The organism is Chelativorans sp. M5D2P16 (assembly GCF_034427935.1).
Lineage (GTDB): Bacteria > Pseudomonadota > Alphaproteobacteria > Rhizobiales > Rhizobiaceae > Chelativorans.
In genome coordinates, this window is sequence record NZ_JAXQNM010000024.1 from 1 (window position 1) to 18,666 (window position 18,666).

At 64.9% G+C, this 18,666-nt stretch carries 18 protein-coding genes; 10 read left to right on the forward strand and 8 right to left on the reverse strand.

Annotation, left to right across the window (positions count from 1 at the left end):
• The 4 genes from SIN08_RS11075 to SIN08_RS11090 all read left to right on the forward strand — a co-directional run.
• On the forward strand, positions 1–2,698 hold a 2,698-nt coding region (locus tag SIN08_RS11075), incomplete at its 5' end, for a hypothetical protein (protein WP_322451640.1).
• A 38-nt stretch (positions 2,699–2,736) separates the two neighbouring features.
• The gene (locus SIN08_RS11080) at positions 2,737–4,032 is read left to right on the forward strand and encodes a hypothetical protein (protein ID WP_322451641.1); all 1,296 of its coding nucleotides are present in this window, start codon (positions 2,737–2,739) and stop codon (positions 4,030–4,032) included.
• 8 nt (positions 4,033–4,040) lie between these two features.
• Positions 4,041–5,189 (forward strand): hypothetical protein, encoded by a 1,149-nt coding sequence (locus SIN08_RS11085; RefSeq protein ID WP_322451642.1) that lies wholly within the window; start codon positions 4,041–4,043, stop codon positions 5,187–5,189.
• A gap of 281 nt (positions 5,190–5,470) precedes the next feature.
• Entirely contained in the window at positions 5,471–6,109 is a 639-nt protein-coding gene (locus SIN08_RS11090; protein WP_322451643.1) for a DUF922 domain-containing Zn-dependent protease, read from the forward strand.
• A gap of 67 nt (positions 6,110–6,176) precedes the next feature.
• Here SIN08_RS11090 and SIN08_RS11095 read toward each other — a convergent pair whose 3' ends face one another.
• Entirely contained in the window at positions 6,177–7,628 is a 1,452-nt protein-coding gene (locus SIN08_RS11095) for an NCS1 family nucleobase:cation symporter-1 (RefSeq protein ID WP_322451644.1), read from the reverse strand.
• 130 nt (positions 7,629–7,758) lie between these two features.
• On the opposite strand from SIN08_RS11095, the gene SIN08_RS11100 reads away from it, so the two are divergent.
• Positions 7,759–8,463, forward strand: coding sequence for a GntR family transcriptional regulator (locus tag SIN08_RS11100; RefSeq protein WP_322451645.1), 705 nt, complete (start codon positions 7,759–7,761; stop codon positions 8,461–8,463).
• An 81-nt stretch (positions 8,464–8,544) separates the two neighbouring features.
• On the opposite strand, the gene SIN08_RS11105 is transcribed toward SIN08_RS11100, so the two are convergent.
• The 6 genes from SIN08_RS11105 to SIN08_RS11130 all read right to left on the reverse strand — a co-directional run bounded on the left by SIN08_RS11105 (position 8,545) and on the right by SIN08_RS11130 (position 14,211).
• A complete protein-coding gene (locus SIN08_RS11105) occupies positions 8,545–9,066 on the reverse strand; it encodes an O-acetyl-ADP-ribose deacetylase (protein ID WP_322451682.1) in 522 nt (173 codons plus the stop codon).
• 51 nt (positions 9,067–9,117) lie between these two features.
• Positions 9,118–9,951 carry an alpha/beta hydrolase gene (locus SIN08_RS11110; protein WP_322451646.1) on the reverse strand — a complete coding sequence of 278 codons (834 nt, stop codon included), beginning with the start codon at positions 9,949–9,951 and terminating at the stop codon, positions 9,118–9,120.
• A 92-nt stretch (positions 9,952–10,043) separates the two neighbouring features.
• Positions 10,044–11,651, reverse strand: a complete 1,608-nt coding sequence (locus tag SIN08_RS11115; protein WP_322451647.1) for a carboxyl transferase domain-containing protein — start codon at positions 11,649–11,651, stop codon at positions 10,044–10,046.
• Entirely contained in the window at positions 11,648–12,373 is a 726-nt protein-coding gene (locus SIN08_RS11120) for a flavodoxin family protein (RefSeq protein ID WP_322451648.1), read from the reverse strand. The genes SIN08_RS11115 and SIN08_RS11120 overlap by 4 nt, the downstream gene beginning before the upstream one ends.
• A gap of 66 nt (positions 12,374–12,439) precedes the next feature.
• Positions 12,440–13,597, reverse strand: a complete 1,158-nt coding sequence (locus tag SIN08_RS11125; RefSeq protein WP_322451649.1) for an isovaleryl-CoA dehydrogenase — start codon at positions 13,595–13,597, stop codon at positions 12,440–12,442.
• Positions 13,598–13,611: 14 nt separating this feature from the next.
• Positions 13,612–14,211, reverse strand: a complete 600-nt coding sequence (locus SIN08_RS11130) for a TetR/AcrR family transcriptional regulator (protein ID WP_322451650.1) — start codon at positions 14,209–14,211, stop codon at positions 13,612–13,614.
• Between the two features lie 117 nt (positions 14,212–14,328).
• On the opposite strand from SIN08_RS11130, the gene SIN08_RS11135 reads away from it, so the two are divergent.
• From SIN08_RS11135 to SIN08_RS11150, 4 genes are all read left to right on the forward strand, one after another.
• Positions 14,329–14,586, forward strand: coding sequence for a hypothetical protein (locus SIN08_RS11135; RefSeq protein WP_322451651.1), 258 nt, complete (start codon positions 14,329–14,331; stop codon positions 14,584–14,586).
• 46 nt (positions 14,587–14,632) lie between these two features.
• Positions 14,633–15,034 carry a VOC family protein gene (locus tag SIN08_RS11140; protein WP_322451652.1) on the forward strand — a complete coding sequence of 134 codons (402 nt, stop codon included), beginning with the start codon at positions 14,633–14,635 and terminating at the stop codon, positions 15,032–15,034.
• A 259-nt stretch (positions 15,035–15,293) separates the two neighbouring features.
• Positions 15,294–16,625: a sensor histidine kinase gene (locus tag SIN08_RS11145; protein WP_322451653.1), complete on the forward strand. Its 1,332-nt coding sequence runs from the start codon at positions 15,294–15,296 to the stop codon at positions 16,623–16,625.
• Positions 16,626–16,632: 7 nt separating this feature from the next.
• Complete coding sequence (locus tag SIN08_RS11150; protein WP_322451654.1) at positions 16,633–17,007, forward strand: response regulator; 375 nt, start codon at positions 16,633–16,635, stop codon at positions 17,005–17,007.
• Between the two features lie 58 nt (positions 17,008–17,065).
• On the opposite strand, the gene SIN08_RS11155 is transcribed toward SIN08_RS11150, so the two are convergent.
• Positions 17,066–18,178, reverse strand: a complete 1,113-nt coding sequence (locus SIN08_RS11155) for a pyridoxal phosphate-dependent aminotransferase (protein ID WP_322451655.1) — start codon at positions 18,176–18,178, stop codon at positions 17,066–17,068.
• Between the two features lie 278 nt (positions 18,179–18,456).
• Here SIN08_RS11155 and SIN08_RS11160 point away from each other — a divergent pair.
• The coding region (locus tag SIN08_RS11160) for a hypothetical protein (RefSeq protein WP_322451656.1) at positions 18,457–18,666 on the forward strand (210 nt) is incomplete at its 3' end.

An 18,666-nucleotide genomic window follows, 5' to 3' on the forward strand; every position in this document is an offset into this window, starting at 1 on the left:
CTACACGCTGACGCAGGCTGACATTGATTCGGGCCGGCTGGAGAACCAGGCGACGGCGCATGCGCAGGCTTCCAGCGGTACGCTCACCGATCTTTCGGACGATCCGAACGAGGCGGCGGATGTGGATTCGGAAGGGGACGGGGAGCCGGACGATCCGACGGTGGTGGTCTTTGCGCAGGATATCGCCGCCGACTTCCTCAAGGAAGCCACGCTCAACGGCGACGGCGACGGCTTTGCCGATGTCGGCGAGACGATCGACTACGCCTTCACGATCGAGAACACGGGCAATGTGACGCTGTCGAACCTGACCGTCAGCGACGACAGGGCCACCGTCCAGGGCGGGCCGCTGGCCAGCCTGGCGCCGGGGGCGACCGACAGCACCACCTTCAGCGCCAGCTACACGGTCACCCAGGCCGACATCGACGCCGGGGAGGTGGTCAACCAGGCCACCGCCACCGCCGTCTCGCCGCGCGGCACGCGGGTCGCGGCGCTGTCGGACGACCCGGCCGACCCGACCGACCAGGATCAGGACGGCGACCATTACCCCGACGACCCGACGCGGCTGGTGCTCGACCAGCAGCCGGAGCTGGACCTCGTCAAGACCGTGGAACTCGCGGACACCAACGACAACGGCTACGCCGATGTCGGCGAGACCCTCACCTATGCCTTCACCGTCACCAACACCGGCAATGTGACGCTCACCGGCATCACCATCGACGACGACAAGGCGGACGTTTCGGGCGGGCCGCTGGCGAGCCTGGAAGCGCAGGAGCGCGACGAAACCACCTTCACCGCCACCTACACGATCACGCCCGCCGATATCGACCGCGGGCATTTCGAGAACACCGCCACGGTGCACGGCACCGCCCCCGACGGCACGACGGTGATGGCCGACTCGCACGGCGAGGGCGGCACCGGCCCGACGGTGATCGCGTTCCAGCAGAAGCCTGCCGTGCGGCTGGAGATGACGGGCGCCTTCGACGACGCCGACGACGACGGCCTTGCCGAGGCGGGCGAGACGGTCGCCTACACGGTCACCGTCTACAACGAAGGCAATGTGACGCTCACCAATGTCGATGTCGCCGGCGTGGCCGCGCCCGATCCGGGCGTGCCGGCCAGCATCCTGACGCTCGCCGTCGACGGCAGCCCCCTCGCCAGCCTGCCCGCCGACGAAACGGCGACCCTTTCCGCCACCCACACGCTCACCCAGGCCGACATCGACGCCGGCCTGGCGCTGGCGCAGGTGCGCGCCGGCGGCGGCGCCCCCGACGGCAGCACGGTCGAGGACCTGTCGGACGATCCGGGCGAGGCCGCCGATGTCGACCTGAACGGCGACGACATTCCCGACGACCCGGTGGCGGTGGACCTGCCGCGCAAGGGGGCGCTGTCGACGGTCAAGGGCGGCGTGTTCGAGGACGTCGACGGCAACGGTGCGGCCGATCCCGGCGACCGGCTCCTCTACACCGTCACCGTCACCAACACGGGCAACGTGACGCTCCACGACGTTGCGCCCCACGACGAGGGCCCGCGCTTCGACGGCAAGCCCGGCACCGGCACCCTGTCGGCCTTCACGCCGGGGCCGGTCACCCTGGCGCCGAAGGACACGCAGGACTTCACCGCCGCCTACACGCTCACCCAGGCCGACATCGACCACGCCGTCGGCGTCAGGAACGGCGTCACCAACACGGCCACGGCCACCGGCACCACGCCGGACGGCGAGAAGATCACCTCGCCGCCTTCGGAGCCGGCGCCCGGCACCTCCGGCGGGCTGTCGCTGCCCGGCGCCGCCATCACCAAGGTGGCGGCGCTGACCGAGATACGCCGCGGCGAGCGCGTGCCCTACACCATCACCGTCGCCTCGACCACGGACGATCCCGTGACCGGCAGGGTGATCGACATCATGCCGGCCGGCTTCTCCTATGTGGAGGGTACGGCGCGCCTCGACGGCCGCGCCGTCGAGCCCGCGGTCGAGGGCCGGACGCTCTCCTTTACCGGCCTGACGATCACCGACCAGGAGACGGTCATCACCCTGTCGCTGATGCCGTCGGGCGCTGCCCAGCCGGGCAAGTACGTCAACCGGGCGCGCGTCGTCGGTGCCGACGGCCGGCTCCTCTCGAAGGAGGCGCGGGCCGAGGTCGAGATCGTCCCCGAGCCGGTGTTCGACTGCGGCGACCTCATCGGCAAGGTGTTCGACGATCTGAACCGCAACGGCTACCAGGACGCCGGCGAGCCGGGCCTGCCGGGGGTCAGGGTGACGACGGTCAAGGGCCTGCGCATCACCACCGACAAGCACGGCCGCTTCCACGTCGCCTGCGCCGACCTGCCCGATCAGCGCATCGGCTCCACCTTCATCATGAAGCTCGACCCGCGCACGCTGCCCACCGGCTACCGGCTAACGACGGAGAACCCGCGCACGGTGCGGCTGACCGCCGGCAAGGCCTCGCGCCTCAACTTCGGCGCCGCCATCGGCCGCGTCGTCCGGCTCGACCTTTCCGACGCCGCCTTCCTGCCCGGCACGGTGGAACTCAAGCCCGAATGGCACGGCCAGCTCCTCACCCTCATCGACCTCCTGGAAGCCGAGCCCTCGGTGCTGCGCCTCGCCTACATCGACGCCGCCGCCGACAGCCGCCTCGCCAGGGACCGCACCCGAACCGTCCGCCGCGCCCTCACCGAACTCTGGAAAACAACCCCCGCATGATACCGCCTCGAAATTGAAACCAGAATTGAGACCGAAAAATGAAGCCGACCACCGCCATGACCAGGAATGACAGGTATTTCACGATGACCCACGCACGCAGACAACAACTTCTCTTGGCCACGAGCGCGCTTGCGGCCGTCGTGTTGATGAGCCGACCGGGCATCGCCGCTGATTGGTTCGTGGACGAACCGCCCACCGTCGATCCTGTGTTGGCCGAGGAATGCGGTCCGGAGGAGTGTCCGCCGCTCATGCGCGGAAAAGTGCTCGACAACAGCGCCACGGGGCGGCTGGCGATCGAGCCCAATCTCGAACAGGAGAGCCTTGCCGACCAGACCGCCATCCCCTTCAGGATCAGCGTCGACGGCCAGGTGGTCGACGAGTTCGGCGAGATCCAGGGCGGGGAGGTCTTCGGCGTCGAGCCCGGCGCCACCCATGTCGAGGCGCAGCGCAAGACCGATGTCGATCTCAGCGCGGTGGACATTCAGCTCAAATTCGACGGCCTCAACCAGGAGCCGCTGCTGAACGTCTCCACCGTGCCGGTGAACCGGGCCTATACGGCGGGCGAACCCATAACCTTTTTGGCCACCGCCAATTATCCGGCCTTTATTACCGGCGCCGAGATCCGCATCTTCCGCGCCGGAGAAAACCCTTCGCGCAAGCCGATCGACATCATCCCCGCCTATGTGAACGGCGTGACCGACTGGGTCATGCCGGCCGCCGGTGCGGGCGAGTACGCCTACGTCCTGCGCGTCTATGACGAGGAGGGCCGGTTCGACGAGACGCATCCCCTGACGCTGACGCGCACGGTGACGCCTCTGCAACACGATTCCGGCGATGCGATCGCCCCCGGAATGGCCGAGGACCGCACCGCCACCCGCAACATTCCCGTGCACGGCGGGGCGGTCACCGTCTATGGCCGCAATGTGCCGGAGGGGTACGGCATCAGCGCCTTCAACGAGCCGATTCCGGTCGATGCCGACGGAAGCTTCCTCACCCAGCGCATCCTGCCGCCCGGCGATCACGTCGTCGACGTCTCGGTGACCGGGCCGATGAAGGGTGGCGGGCTCTACTTCGACCGAGATATCTACATTCCCACCAACGAATGGTTCTACGTCGCGCTCGCCGACTTCACGATCGGCAAGCGCAGCGGAGACGACGGCATCGAGGCTGTCCGCCCGGGCGAATATGACGAGGTCTATAAGAAGGGCCAGCTCGCCTTCTATCTCAAGGGCAGGATCAAGGGGAAATATCTGCTGACCGCCGCCGCCGACACGGGCGAGAACGACATCTCGAGAAGAACGACCGTGTCGGCCTGGGGGCGCAGGTACAGCTGACGGAGAAAGTGGGCGCCGAAGGCGAGATCTCCTACGGTACCCGCGGCATCGGCGGGTTGGCCACCATCACCTATGAGCCGACCGTCGAGGACCACTACTATATCGGCTACCGGCTCGATCCGGACCGCGCCTTCAGCCTCGACCGCAGCGATGCGCTGGAGGGCATCGACCGCGGCACCGTCGTCGGCGGTGTGCGCAAGCGCCTCGGCGACTTGGCGTCCGCCTATGCCGAGAACAACTACGACCTGTTCGGCCGCCGCCGATCGCTCGCCCAGACCTACGGCGTGGTCTACACCCCCGACGCCATGTGGACCGTCGACGGCGGTCTCGAGGTCGGCCGGGTGATGGACGACCGCATCAATGCCGGCACCGGAAAGCAGTATGCCGACTTCGACCGCTATGCCGGCTCGCTGGCGCTCGGCTACAATGACGAAGAGCTCGGGCTGAAGGCGCGCATCCGCGGCGAGGCGCGCTTCGAGCGCTCCGACGATGAGACGCGCAACCGCAACACCTATCTGCTATCCACCGGCGGCAGTTGGCAGCACGACGAAAGCGGCCGGCTTCTGGCCAATGTCGATGCGGTGATCTCCGACTCCGATGGCGGCACCTTCTATGACGGCGACTATGTGGAGGCCTCGGTGGGCTATGCCTATCGGCCGGCCTACGAGGATCGGCTGAACGCGCTCCTGCGCTACACCTTCCTCTACGACCTGCCGGGTCACGACCAGATCGCCTCGGCCACCGGCACCACCGCCGGCCCGCTGCAGCGCAGCCATATCGTTTCCGCCGACGTGACCTACGACATCCTGCCGTGGCTGTCGATCGGCGGCAAATACGGCGCCCGCATCGGCCAGATCCGCTATCGCGACAACCTCGACGAGGAGGAGGCGGCCTGGCAGGATTCGATCGCCCATCTCGGCGTGATCCGCACCGATCTTCACATTGTGAAGAACTGGGATGCGCTTCTGGAAGGCCGCGCCTTCTACACGCCGGAGATCAAGACCGCCGATTTCGGCTTCCTGGCCGCGCTCTACCGCCACGTCGGCAACAACTTCAAGGTCGGCGCCGGCTACAATTTCGGCCGCTTCTCCGACGACCTGCGCGACCTCACCCTCGACGACCGCGGGCCGTTCCTGAACGTTGTCGGCAAGTTCTAGAGCGATTCCAGGAAAAGTGGAAGCCGGTTTTCCGTCCGGAATTGTGTGGAATCAAATGGTTATATCAGTTCACCGCTTCGGTGAAGCGGTGAACTGATCTAGAGCCTGGGCGGAGAGGGGTGCCCCTTCTTTCCCCCCGGGGAGGGAAGGGGCTTTTGTCGTTTTGCGCGCCGCCCCGCCCGGGGAGGTGGCCCCGCAAAGAACGCGTCAAGCTTGACCTGCCGCCGATTTGATCGTCAGTTCGCGGGCTTCTGGAACGGAAGCCGCGCGAGGAGAGGGCGATGCGGACGGGATTGCGGATCTTGACGGCCATCACCTGTCTCCTGCCGCTTGCCGCTCTGGCACAGGAGGAGTGGGCGCCGGTGGAAAGGATCGAAACCTATCCCATCACCGGCAAGACCGGCATCGCGCTCTACGAATCGATCGGCAAGAACGGCCCCAAGGTCGGCATCGGCCGCGCCATAGCATACACCGATTACAAGCTCACCTGGCGGCGCGATTACCGGCCGCAGGCCGGCGGCTGTGTGCTTGCTGCGGCCACGCCCAACCTCCTCATCACCTACCGCCTGCCGCAGCCCTCCAACGATCTGCCGCCCGCAACCCGTCGGCTGTGGCAGAACTTCATCGAGGGAGTTGAGAAACACGAGCGCGTGCACGGAGACATCATTCTCGACGTGGTGAAGAAGATCGAAGCCGTTTCCGTCGGCCTCACGGTCGCCGACGACCCCGACTGCACGAAAACCCGCGCCGAACTCCAACGCCGCCTCGTGCCGCTCGCCGCCGAGCTCAAGCAGCGCAGCCGCGAATTCGACCGGGTCGAGATGAGCGAGGGCGGCAACGTGCACCGGCTGGTGCTGGGGCTGGTGAATGGAGGTCTCCCGCCAGCGGCAACAGGCGAGGCTGCTCCCGCCAAGCCGTGATTGTCGTCTTCGGCGCAAAAAAATGGCCGGCGTGAGCCGGCCAATTCGCAGGGCAGTCTATCCGATATCAAGCCGTCTTCGGGCTCGGCACCCTGTTGTTCATCAGGCCGATATGCAGCACGCCGCCGAGGATCGCGCCGATCACCCAGCCATAACCGGACAGTTGCGACAGAACGGGGGCCCAGACGGTGGCCACCGAGAAGACGGCGGCGAGGGCGAAGGCGGCCAGGGCCTTCTGGTTCCAGCCATTACCGTAGAAATAGGGTCCCGACGGGTCGGATGAGTACAGATCGTCCACCGACACCTTCCCGCGCCGGACGATGTAGTAGTCGGCGACGAGAATGCCGTAAAGCGGGGCAAGGAAGGCCCCGAGCGTGTCGACGAAGCCGGTGATGCCGATGTTGGAGATCACGGGCATCCAGAGCGCTCCGATGAAGAAGGCGACGACGGCCGTGATGACACCGCCCATTTTGGCGGAAATCTTTTCCGGATTGAGGTTGGCGATGTCGTAGGCCGGAGGAATGAAATTGGCGACGAGGTTGATGCCGACGGTCGCCGCGAAGAAGGTTATCGCCGCGACCAGCGTCAGCACAACATTGTCGACGCGGTCGACGATATCGGCCGGATTGACCAGCTTCTCGCCGAACAGCACCACGGTGCCGGCCGTCACGAAGAGGGCGATGAAGGAGAAGAAGGCCATGGAGACCGGCAGGCCCCAGAAATTGCCCGCCTTCATGGCCGATTCGGTTTTGACGAAACGCGAGAAGTCGCCGAAGTTGATCACGACCGCGGCGAAGTAGGCGATCATCGTTCCCACGATCGCGAAAAATGCCGCAACCGGCCCGCGCGGATCGGATGCTTCACTGCCCTCGAAGATGGCGCCCAGAGCACTGAAGATGCCGTTGCCGGCCTTCCACCAGATTACGATGCAAAGCGCGATCATGACGACGTAGACCATGGGGCCGGCCCAGTTCAGGAACTTCCCCACCCAATCGATGCCACGCATGAAAAGCACGACCTGGAACACGCAGACGATGAGGTAGGAGAGCCAGCCGACGGCGGTCATGCCGAGGAATTCAGCCCCGCCCTCGATGCCGAAAGAGGTGTTCAACAAGAGCGCCACCGCCGTCGAGGCGAAATAGGTCTGCACGCCGTACCAGAAAATCGCGACAATGCCGCGAACCAGGGCCGGAAAGCGCGCGCCGTAGACCCCCATGCTGACCCGCGCCATGACCGGGTAGGGGATCCCGTGTTTCACCGACGGCTTGCCGGTGAGGTTGACCAGGAACATCACGAAAAATCCGGCAATGACGATTGCCGCGAAGACCGCCCAACCGTTCAGCCCGTAGGTGATGAAGAGCGAAGCCGCCAGCGAATAGCCGAACAGGCTCTGTATGTCGTTGTTCCACACATTGAATATCTCGAACGCGCCCCATTTGCGCTTCTCCGGCGGGAGCGGAGCCAGATCGGCATTGTAGAGCGCGCCGTCATGGACGTGCTTGTTGGCTGAATTTGCCATGTCGTTCTCCCATTATCGAACCTCTGGAAACCGCCGACGGCCATGGAGTTGAACCGGAGACAGGCATTTCTTGTGACATTTTTTCTAAAAGGTTACACAGCATCCTACACCGGCAGAACGTGTGCAGCGCATGAAACACCTTACTGAAAAACGCGAAAATAGCGGCCCTGGCGGCAACACCGGGAAGGCTTCACCGGACCTTCTGGCCCAGAGAGCCTATCAGGCACTGCTCGACAGGCTGCGCGACGGCGAATTGTCGAGCGGCGCCTTTGTCACGGTTCCCGAGCTTGTCGAGATGCTGGGTTTCCCGCTCGCGGCGGTGCGCGAGGCGGTGAAACGGGCCGGCGCCTGCGGCCTCCTGACCGTCATCCCCAAGCGCGGCGTCACGATCATGGATGCGGGACCGGAGACGACCCGTGCCTGTCTGACCCTGCGCGCGTTGTTCGATGTGGAGGGCGCAAGGCGGTTGATCGGGAGCGGTGCGGATATGCCGCTTGCGGCCTTGCGCGCCGCACATGAAGATATGCTGGAGAAAGCGCAGCGGGCGATGACGCCGGACCTGCCGCGGCAGGCCATCCGGATCGATCTGTCGCTGCATGACGCCTTGTCGGCAGGTCTCGATACGTGGCTCGAAAAACAACTTTATGAAGAAAACCGCAATCGCATCGCGATCATCCAGAACTCGAGGGCGTTCCTGCCACCCCGCATCGTCTCGGCGATGGAAGAGCATCTAGCGATCATAGCGGCGCTGGAAGCCCGCGATCCGGACGCCGCGGCGGAACGCATCCGCCTTCACCTGAAAAACACGCTTCACTGGTGGGGCGTGTCTGATTGAGGGGGGCGGCATTCCTTATCCGGATGCTCGCGGATACGCCGGATTGGCAGCATGCAAGCCCTCCCGTCCGGCCACCCGTGGCTATTGCAATGCCTCCAGCTCCCGCTCATAGGCCATCGTCGTCTCCTCGTCGAAGCCCATGAAGACAACCTTCTCCGGCAATGCATTTCCCTCCAGAAAAGCCGCCGCCGTCCGCACCGCGATCCGCGCCGCCTCCTCCTTCGGATAGCCGTATACGCCGGTGGAGATGGCCGGAAAGGCGACTGACTTGCAGCCGTGGTCGCGGGCGAGCTCCAGCGCGCGGCGGTAGCAGGAAGCAAGCAGATCCGCCTCGCCCTTGTCCCCGCCGTGCCAGACCGGACCTACCGTGTGGATGACTTGGCGGGCGGGGAGGCGGTAGGCTTTGGTGATCTTGGCGTCGCCCGTCTCGCAGCCGCCGAGCCGACGGCACTCTTCCAGGAGCTCCGGTCCGGCCGCGCGGTGAATCGCGCCGTCCACCCCGCCGCCGCCCAGAAGAGATCTGTTGGCAGCGTTGACGACCGCGTCTGCCTCGACTTGCGTGATACCGCCCGTGACGGCCTTGAGACGGTTGGTCACCGACATAATGGAAAACAATAACGCAAGCCTTGCGGCCGGACAACGGCTGGGGGGTCTTCAGGCCGGGGCTGCGGCCTTCTCGAGGAACGCCGCCAGCAGCCGATTGAAGACGTCCGGGCGTTGCAGGAAAGGCGCGTGAGCGGCCCCCTCGATGCGCACGACGCCGCGCTTCCAGAGCGAGCCATAGGTGAGTCCCTCAAGATACTCCGGTCTGATGAAGGGGTCGTCGGCGCCGTTGACGATGGCCAGGGGGATCGTCATGGATGCGACGATCGCGCGTTCATCGAGCACTTTGCCCGCGACAGCCGAGCCGAGCATGATCTCGCGTGCGCGCCCGTCCGTGCGCCGGCACATGGCGAGAAAATGCGGGTCGACGACACCATCGGCACTCGCGGTGTGTGCGGCGTAGATCGCCACGTCCTCGCCTGTGAAGTTGCGTTTTCCGGTGAGGGCCGACGCCTGCGAGTCGGAGTTGAAGGCGGCCATCAGGCATTCGGGTTCGGGCTTCACCGGTGGGGTCCCGCTGATCATCAAACCCTTCAACGGTGTCCCACGCCCGACCATCTCGAGGCCGATATGGCCACCGAGAGACCAGCCGAAGACAAGCGGTGTTCCGAGTTGGAGCGCTTCGATGACCTGCTCGGCCATCTCTGCATAGCCCGCGAAATGATAAGTGGCTTCGGGATCGGAGGCGTCTTCCGATTCGCCATGACCGGGCAGATCGATCGCCACCAGACGCCAATGGGCAAGCGCCGGATCGGCAAACTGGTTGGCGAACACTTCCTTGCAACTCGAGTTGCCGTGGATGAAGAGGATTGCCGGCCCTGTTGTCTGCGACTGCGTACAGGAGATCTTCCCGTGATCGGTTGCAACGAAGTCTTTCCGCATCATCGGCTTTCCCCTCGCGTAAACCCCAGGCAAGCGACTGTAACAGCTCGTACGACATCCTCAACACGACTTACATCGCGTGGACTTGATCCGCCTCACATCCGGAACACACCGAATTTCGTATCTTCGATCGGCGCATTGAGTGCGGCGGAAAGTGAAAGGGCCAATGTTTCCCGCGTCCTGGCCGGATCGATGATGCCGTCGTCCCAGAGGCGGGCGGAGGCGTAGAGCGGGTGGCCCTCGCGCTCGTATTTTTCGAGGATCGGCTTCTTGAACGCCTCTTCCGCCGCTTCCGTCCACGTGCCGCCATCGCGCTCGATGCCCTCGCGCTTGACGATCGAAAGCACCGTCGCGGCCTGCTCGCCACCCATGACGGAGATACGTGCGTTTGGCCACATCCATAAGAAACGCGGCGAGAAGGCGCGGCCGCACATGCCGTAATTGCCGGCGCCGAAGGAGCCGCCGATGATGGCGGTGACCTTGGGAACCTTGGCGGTGGCGACGGCGGTGACGAGCTTTGCGCCGTCGCGGGCGATGCCGCCGGCCTCGTATTTCCTGCCCACCATGAAGCCGGTGATGTTCTGTAGGAAGACGAGCGGAATGCCGCGCTGACAGCACAGCTCGATGAAGTGGGCGCCCTTGAGCGCGGATTCGGAGAAGAGCACGCCGTTGTTGGCGATGATGCCGACGGGGATGCCGTGGAGCCGGGCGAAGCCGGTGATGAGGGTGGCGCCGTAGTTCTGCTTGAACTCGTCGAATTCCGAGCCGTCGACCAGCCGGGCGATCACCTCGCGCACGTCGTAAGGCTGGCGGACGTCGGCGGGGATAATGCCGTAGATCTCGCGCGGGTCGTAAAGAGGCGGAATCGGTTTCTCAAGATCGAGGGGGAAGGTCTTCTTGCGATTCAGGTTTTTGACGATCCGGCGGACGATGGCGAGCGCATGTTCGTCATTGAGGGCGTAGTGGTCGGCCACGCCCGATTCGCGCGTGTGCACCTCCGCGCCGCCGAGTTCCTGGGCCGTTACCACCTCGCCGGTTGCCGCCTTCACCAGCGGCGGGCCGCCGAGAAAGATGGTGGCATTGTCCTTCACCATCACCGTCTCGTCACTCATCGCCGGCACATAGGCGCCGCCCGCCGTGCACGAGCCCATCACGCAGGCGATCTGCGGGATCCGCCGAGCCGACATGTTGGCCTGGTTGTAGAAGATGCGGCCGAAATGCTCGCGGTCGGGAAACACCTCGTCCTGGTTGGGCAGGTTCGCGCCGCCCGAATCGACCAGGTAGATGCAGGGCAGGTTGTTTTCGAGCGCGATCTCCTGGGCCCGCAGGTGCTTCTTCACCGTCAGCGGATAATAGGTGCCGCCCTTCACCGTGGCGTCGTTGACGACGATCATCACCTCGCGTCCCTCGACGCGGCCGACGCCGGCGATCAGCCCCGCCGAGGCGATGTCGCCGCCATACATGTCCCAGGCCGCGAACTGGCCGATCTCCAGAAACGGCGCGCCCACGTCCAGAAGATTATAAAGTCGCTCGCGCGGCAACAGCTTGCCGCGCCCGGTATGGCGCGCCCGCGCCCCTTCCGAGCCGCCCAGTTCGATCGTTGCGGCTTTCTCGGCCATATCGGCCACCAGCGCTTTCATGCGCGCCTCGTTTGCCCGGTAGGCCTCGGAGGCGGGGGATATCTGGGAGCGCAGGACCGTCATTGCCAGGCCGAGACCTGGTTGCCGTGGGTGGGAACGCCGCCATTGTCGTGCATCATCTTGGCCAGGTGCATCAGGTTGAAGCTCATGAAGGTCAGTGTCCGCTTGGTGTAGGTGCTGTCATAGCCCACATGGCTGCCATCTTCCATTCGGTCTCCGTAGGACGGGCCCGGACCGGCCTCCCCGATCCAGCCCGTATCGGCCTGCGGCGGGACGAGATAGCCGATGTGCTGCAGCGAATAGAGGATGGTCTTGGCGACATGCTTGACGCCATCCTCGTTGCCGGTGATGACGGCGCCGCCGGCCTTGCCGTAGAAGACGTACTGGTCCCTGTCGTTGGTCTGGCCGGAATGGGCGTAGAGCCGCTCGATGATGACGCGGCAGATGGAGCTCTCCTCGCCCAGCCAGATCGGCGTGCCGAGGACGAGGATGTGCGCTGCCTTGACCTTGGGCCAGATCTTCTCCGGCCAGTCATCCCTCAAGGCTCCTTCCTCTCGCATGTCGGGCGAGACGCCGAAGGCGATGTCGTAGTCGGCCGCCCGCAGATAATCGACCCCAACGCCGCAGGATTCCATGATGTCGATGGAATCGCCCATCAGGTTCTCCGTGTGCGAGGGGGCGCGGGCGGTGGGCTTCAGCGTCGTGTTGATGAACAGCGCCTTGAGGCCGGAAAAGTCGCTGGTGCTGTCCGCGATCAGCCGGTTCTGGGTCTCATCGAGTGGCATCTGTCGTCTCCTGTCGTGGTTGACTTTGGCAGGTCAACGCAGCGCCGCACCGTTCGTTCGTCCCTCTTATGCGGCCACGATCTCCCGGCCGATCAGCCAGCGGCGGATTTCGCTGGTGCCGGCGCCGATCTCGTAGAGCTTGGCGTCGCGCAGCAGGCGGCCGGTCGGAAATTCGTTGATATAGCCGTTGCCGCCGAGCAGCTGGATGGCGTCGAGCGCCATCTGCGTGGCGCGTTCGGCCGCAAAGAGAATGCAGCCGGCAGCGTCCTTGCGCGTCGTCTCGCCTCGGTCGGCGGCGGCAGCCACGGCGTAGACATAGGCGCGCGCCGCGTTTGCCGTGGTGTACATGTCGGCGAGCTTGCCCTGGACGAGCTGGAAGGCACCGACCGGCTGCCCGAACTGCTTGCGCTCGCGCACATAGGGCACGGCGACGTCCAGGCAGGCTGCCATGATCCCGAGCGGGCCCGCCGAGAGCACCACGCGCTCGTAGTCGAGGCCCGACATCAGGATCTCGATCCCCTGGCCCTCGGCGCCGAGCACGTTCCCGGCCGGCACGTCCACGTCCTCGAACACCAATTCGCCCGTGTTGGAGCCGCGCATGCCGAGCTTGTCGAGCTTCTGGGCGATTGTGAAGCCCGGCATGTCGCGCTCGATGATGAAGGCGGTGATGCCGCGCTGCCCCGCTTCCGGATCCGTCTTCGCATAGACGACCAGCGTGCCGGCGTCCGGCCCGTTCGTGATCCACATCTTGGTGCCGTTAAGGATGTAGCGGTCCTTCTTCCTTTCCGCCCTGAGCCGCATCGACACCACGTCCGAGCCGGCGCCCGCCTCCGACATGGCAAGTGCGCCGACCGTTTCCCCGCTGACAAGTGACGGCAGGTAGCGCTCCTTCTGCTGCAGCGTGCCCCAGCGGCGGATCTGGTTCACACAGAGATTGGAATGCGCGCCGTAGGAGAGGCCGACGGCGGCCGACGCGCGGGAGATTTCCTCCATCGCCACGACGTGGGCGAGATAGCCCATGCCCGCGCCGCCGAATTCCGGCTCGACCGTGATCCCCAACAGGCCGAGCTGGCCCATTTCCGGCCACAGATGGGCGGGGAAATCGTTGGCCGCGTCAATATCGGCTGCTAGCGGCGCGATCTTTTCCTGGGCGAAGCGATGCACCATTTCGCGCATGGACTCGATCTCCTCGCCGAGCCCGAAATCGAGTGTCTGCGTGAACATGCCTTTGCCTCCCATCAGGCTTCCGCGCCGACGAGGCGCTGTGTCATGGTGTGATAGGTATCGGTGACTTGCTCGACGGAAAGGCGCTCGCCGGGGCGGAACCAGACGACGACGCCGGTGATCATCTGGACGATGGCCATCGCCGTCAGTGCCGTGTCGTCGATCCGGAACCGCCCGGCCTCTACACCGTCGCGCAGGATCTGGCGCAGTTCCTTTTCATAGGCGTTGCGCAGGCGCAGGACATGGGTGAGCCTTTCGGGCGACAGGCTGCGCAACTCCATGTTGCTGACCTGTGTCGAGAGCCGACGCGTGACGTGAAAGCGGATGTGGTTGGCCACAAAGGCGGCGAGCTGCCGCGCCGGGTCGGCGGGAGCGCGTGCGCGCGCCGCCTCCCACGAGGCGATCAGCCCTTCCATATGTGCGCGCATGAGCGCGTAGAGCAGGTCTTCCTTGGTGGGGAAATAGCGGTAGACGGCAGCTGCCTGAACGCCCACTCGCGCTGCCAGCCGGCGCATGGACATGGCTTCGAAGCCGTGCCTGGCGATCAGCTCCAGCGCGGCTTCGGTAATGGCGGCCCGAGTCTTGTCTCCGTTGGAACCCGCAGTGCGTGCCATTTCTGCCTCCCGCCCAATTAATAGAACGACCGTTTAATTCATGCAATTTGAAACCGCGCGGTCCTGCCACCATCTCCGGGAACCAGCCGGTTCCAAAGACATTGAATAGGAGCCATCATGAGAAGGGGAGACAGGATCGCCATGCTGACCAAGGAAGGTGTGCAGCGCATATTGGGCCCGGTGGACAATGCGCTTCTGGCGGAGATCGCCGCCACCGGCGCCGACGAGCGCGAGCTTGCCGAGGCCCATGCCTGGCTCACCAATGACGAGGCGCTGGTGAACGACTTCCGTCCGCTGCCCAAGGGCCGGGTGGCCGAGTTGGTGGACATCCTCAACCGCCGCTTCGGCCCCGACGACGAGGACGACACGTTGTAGGGTCAGCGGGCACGTAATCGAACCACCCGTAGAAGGGAGCAGCGCCATGCCCGCCACCACCATCCGCCGCACCATGTTCAACATCGTCGCCGACGATCTTCCGGTGGTGCGCGATTTCTACCGCACGCTTCTCGACATGGAGGTCATCTACGAGGCGCACTGGTATATCGTGCTGGTTCCGCGCGAAGGGCCGCGGCTGGAACTGGGCATCATCGCCCGCGCCAGCGACGTAACCCCTCCGGCGGCCGCAGGCCGTCCGGCTGGCGGCGGCTATCTCACTTTGATCGTCGATGAAGTGCTGGTCGCCTTCGAGCAGGCCAAGGCGATGGACGCGGAAATCCTCGAGCCGCCGACGGACATGTTCTACGGCCAGCGCCGCATGCTCGTACGTGATCCGGCGGGAACGGTCGTCGACATCTCCTCGCCGCTGCCGACGATGACGGCATAGCAGCAAACTCCGTTCAGGGAAGCTCAGGGTCAAACCTGCGGCAGACGCATCGGCTGATACCATGGTTGGCGCTATGGAGCCAGGTGCCAGCCCCTGCGCCGTTATCCCGTCCCGAACCCGGATATACCCACGCTCCTGGGCACTCCTGGCCTTCAGGAGGTATGCCGCGCTGGCCATGAATCCGTGCAATGGCATGGAGCCGTGGCATGCAGCCGTGAACCAAAGTCGGCTGGTTTCATTTAATGTAGAGGAGCCGACAGTGACCGAGATTGCCACGTCCATCGTAGACACCATACGGGAACCTGTTCTCGTGCTGGAGCGCGATCTGACCGTTCTTCATGCCAACCGCTCGTTTTTAGCGCACTTTCACGTCTCACAGGACGAGACGTTGGGGCGGCGGCTACATGATCTTGGGAACGGGCAGTGGGATATCCCCGATCTGCGGCGGCTGCTCGGAAAGGTGCTCAGCGAAAACGAGTCTGTGGAAGACTACCGTGTTGAACATGAGTTCGAGACCATCGGTAGACGGGTCATGCTCCTGAATGCACGGCGGTTGCGGCGAGACCCGGACATGGAGCACATCTTCCTCGCTATCTCCGATGTGACCGAGCGCGAGCGCACGGAGAGCGAGCTGCTTGCCAGCAAGGAGTTTTCCGAAAAGCTGATTGACAGCATCCGAGAGGCGCTGCTGGTACTCGAGCCCGACTTGCGCGTGGAAAGCGCCAACCAGTCCTTTTATGATATGTTCGAGGTCACGCCGGAGGAAACCGAGGGCAGGCCGATCTACGACATCGGCGACGGCCAGTGGGACATCCCCGACCTGCGGATGGGGTTGGAGGATGTTCTCCCGAAGGAGCGCCAATTCAACGACTTCGAAGTCACCCACGACTTTCCGACGATCGGACGGCGCATCATGCTTCTCAACGGCCGCGCGCTCGACCACCTGCCGCGCATTCTTTTGGCGATCCGGGATGAGACCGAAAAGCGACGCCACGAGGCGGACCAGAAGGTGATGGTCGGCGAATTGCAGCACCGGGTGAAGAACATTCTTGCTAATGTGCAGTCGATCGCCATGGCGACCCTGCGCCGCAGCAGCACGCTGCAGGAGTTCGAGGGGACTTATCTCCAGAGGCTTAACTCGCTCGCCCGTGCGCAGGATCTGTTGCTGCGCGAGGGTTCCGGTTACGTCAACCTCCACGAACTGGTCAGTTCGGAGCTTGCCGCGCATGGCTGGGAAGAAGACGGTCGGCTGACGATCGACGGCCCGAATGTCACGCTGTCGCGACGGGAGACACAGGCGTTTGCCATGCTTGTGCACGAGCTCGCCACCAATGCAGTGAAATATGGCGCGTTTGCGCAACCCGAAGGCCGCTTGGATGTCACGTGGAGCATCGCGCGTAAAGACGGCAACGTCGGGTTATCGTTCGAATGGCGAGAGAGCGGCGTTTCATTCGATGAGCCGCCGGGTAGGAACGGTTTCGGAACCGGCCTCATCAGGCAAAGCGTCGGCCATATGCTGGGCGGTACAAGCAGTCTCGACTTCACCCCGCGCGGCGCCGTCTGCAAAGTGGAATTCGCGCTTGAAGCATGAGGTATCCATGACGACCGACCGCCAACTTCGTGGTCTCAGCATTCTCGTCGTCGAGGATGAATTTTTCGTGGCGATGGAGTTGGAAGACGCGATGGCGCAAATGGGGGCGACCGTGACAACAGTCGGGACGCGCAACAGGGCGCTGGATGCCCTGGCGAGCGCACGGCCCGATGGCGCACTTCTCGACGTGCAGCTCGGTCAGGACGTGTCGTACGATGTCGCCGAGCGGCTTATCGCTATCCACGTGCCGTTCATTTTCACGACCGGTTTTGATCGCGCCATCCTGCCGCCCCACCTGCGGGACCGTCCGCGCCTGAGCAAACCCTTTGCGCCGGTGGATCTTGAGCGGCTTGCCGTCCAAATCTTCGGCGCGAGGAGCTAGCGTCTCGCGGCCGCTCCGATGGAGACCGTGCTGCACTGGAGATCCGATTCGTAAAAGGCTAGCCCCGCCGTGCTTCCGCCAGGGCCGCAGCCAGTTCGGCCTCGAAAACGGCAATCTCCGCCTCCGGTCCGACGCTCACACGGATGCAGCGGTCGAGGCCCGGGGCCATGGGCTTGCGCACGAAGACGTCGCGCGCGACGAGCGCCCGCAGCACGTTCATGGCGAAGGCGCCGTCTGCCCCGCAATCGATGGTCACGAAATTGGTCGCCGAGGGGAGGGGGCAGAGCCCATGCTTTTCGGCGATTGCGGCAATTCGTGCCCGGCAGTCTTCCACCTGGCCCAGCACCCATTGCAGGTGGTCGGTGTCCTCGAGCGCGGCAAGGGCGGCGACCTGCGCCATGCGCGTCATGCCGAAATGGTTGCGCACCTTGTCGAAGGCCCCGATCGCTTCGGCCGCGCCGATTGCATAGCCGCAGCGCAGCCCCGCCAGGCCGTAGGCCTTGGAGAAGGTGCGCATGCGCAGGACGTTCGGGCGTTCCGCCTCCAGCGGCGGCAGGGTGCCGGCGGGCGCCATCTCGCCATAAGCCTCGTCGAGCACCAGCAGCGTGGTTGCCGGCAGCGCATCGATGAAGTGCGTGACCGCGCCGGCGTCCCACCAGCTGCCCATCGGATTGTCGGGGTTGGAGAGATAGACAAGCCGCGCATCCTCCCGCTTCACCGCCTGAAGCAAGCCGTCGAGACTTTCCCGGTCGCCCTCGTAGGGTACCGAGACCAAGCGCCCGCCGAACCCAGCCACGTGGTAGTTGAAAGTCGGATAGGCGCCGAGCGAGGTGACCACCGGATCGCCTTCGCGCACGTACTGGCGCACCACCAGGCCAAGCAACCCGTCGATTCCCTCGCCGATGACGATGTTCTCCGGCCCGACGCCGTTGAGACGGGCGAGCGCCTGCTTCAGATCGTAGTTCTGCGCGTCGCCGTATTTCCACATTTCCGGCGCGGCCGCCCGCATCGCCTCCACGACCTTCGCGGAGGGACCGAAACCGCTCTCGTTCGCCCCCAGCCTGGCCCGGAACGGTCGCCCGCGCTCCCGCTCCTGCGTCTCCGGCCCGACAAAGGGCACCGATGCGGGCAGGTTTTCGACGAGGGGCGTGAGAGGCGGGCGCGGGGACATGGGAAACTCGATGCGATGGCGTGTCCAGAAGGTCGACACCGCGTTCTTAGAGGGTTCCGCGCCGGAATCAAAGCGCGCTTAGGCGGCAAGCGTGACGGCCCCCCGATGCCACGCACGATCTGAATGATCGTGGTCACAACGGCGGGCCGGACTTCCGATTGGGAGCTGAACACGCGCCTCAGAGACCCTTGCTGCAGCTCGGCTGATATCCGGCTACGTTTGGCCAAGCAACGGCAACCTCGAATTCCCGCCTTTAGCGCCGTCGCCCAGGACACTCGGTGGCGTTCTCGGGCGAATGTTCATTCGCCGCTTTCACCGCCCTCAGCGCCGCCTATGGCACCAGCGAAATCGCCTTCGCCGCCGAAGCCGCCTTCGTCGCCGCCGGAGCCGCCTTCGTCGCCGCCGGAGCCGCCTTCGTCGCCGCCGGAGTCGCCTTCATCGCCGCCGGAACCACCTTCATCGCCGCCGGAGCCGCCTTCATCGCCGCC

Bases quoted from the DNA above. Each gene is read 5' to 3' on its own strand.
- SIN08_RS11120 (WP_322451648.1), bottom strand. From the start codon at position 12,373: ATGCCACTCGATGAGACCCAGAACCGGCTGATCGCGGACAGCACCAGC.
- SIN08_RS11140 (WP_322451652.1), top strand. From the start codon at position 14,633: ATGCCCGCCACCACCATCCGCCGCACCATGTTCAACATCGTCGCCGAC.
- SIN08_RS11125 (WP_322451649.1), bottom strand. From the start codon at position 13,597: ATGTTCACGCAGACACTCGATTTCGGGCTCGGCGAGGAGATCGAGTCC.
- SIN08_RS11105 (WP_322451682.1), bottom strand. From the start codon at position 9,066: ATGTCGGTGACCAACCGTCTCAAGGCCGTCACGGGCGGTATCACGCAA.
- SIN08_RS11150 (WP_322451654.1), top strand. From the start codon at position 16,633: ATGACGACCGACCGCCAACTTCGTGGTCTCAGCATTCTCGTCGTCGAG.
- SIN08_RS11135 (WP_322451651.1), top strand. From the start codon at position 14,329: ATGAGAAGGGGAGACAGGATCGCCATGCTGACCAAGGAAGGTGTGCAG.
- SIN08_RS11090 (WP_322451643.1), top strand. From the start codon at position 5,471: ATGCGGACGGGATTGCGGATCTTGACGGCCATCACCTGTCTCCTGCCG.
- SIN08_RS11095 (WP_322451644.1), bottom strand. From the start codon at position 7,628: ATGGCAAATTCAGCCAACAAGCACGTCCATGACGGCGCGCTCTACAAT.
- SIN08_RS11110 (WP_322451646.1), bottom strand. From the start codon at position 9,951: ATGATGCGGAAAGACTTCGTTGCAACCGATCACGGGAAGATCTCCTGT.
- SIN08_RS11080 (WP_322451641.1), top strand. From the start codon at position 2,737: ATGAAGCCGACCACCGCCATGACCAGGAATGACAGGTATTTCACGATG.
- SIN08_RS11100 (WP_322451645.1), top strand. From the start codon at position 7,759: ATGAAACACCTTACTGAAAAACGCGAAAATAGCGGCCCTGGCGGCAAC.
- SIN08_RS11115 (WP_322451647.1), bottom strand. From the start codon at position 11,651: ATGACGGTCCTGCGCTCCCAGATATCCCCCGCCTCCGAGGCCTACCGG.
- SIN08_RS11130 (WP_322451650.1), bottom strand. From the start codon at position 14,211: ATGGCACGCACTGCGGGTTCCAACGGAGACAAGACTCGGGCCGCCATT.
- SIN08_RS11155 (WP_322451655.1), bottom strand. From the start codon at position 18,178: ATGTCCCCGCGCCCGCCTCTCACGCCCCTCGTCGAAAACCTGCCCGCA.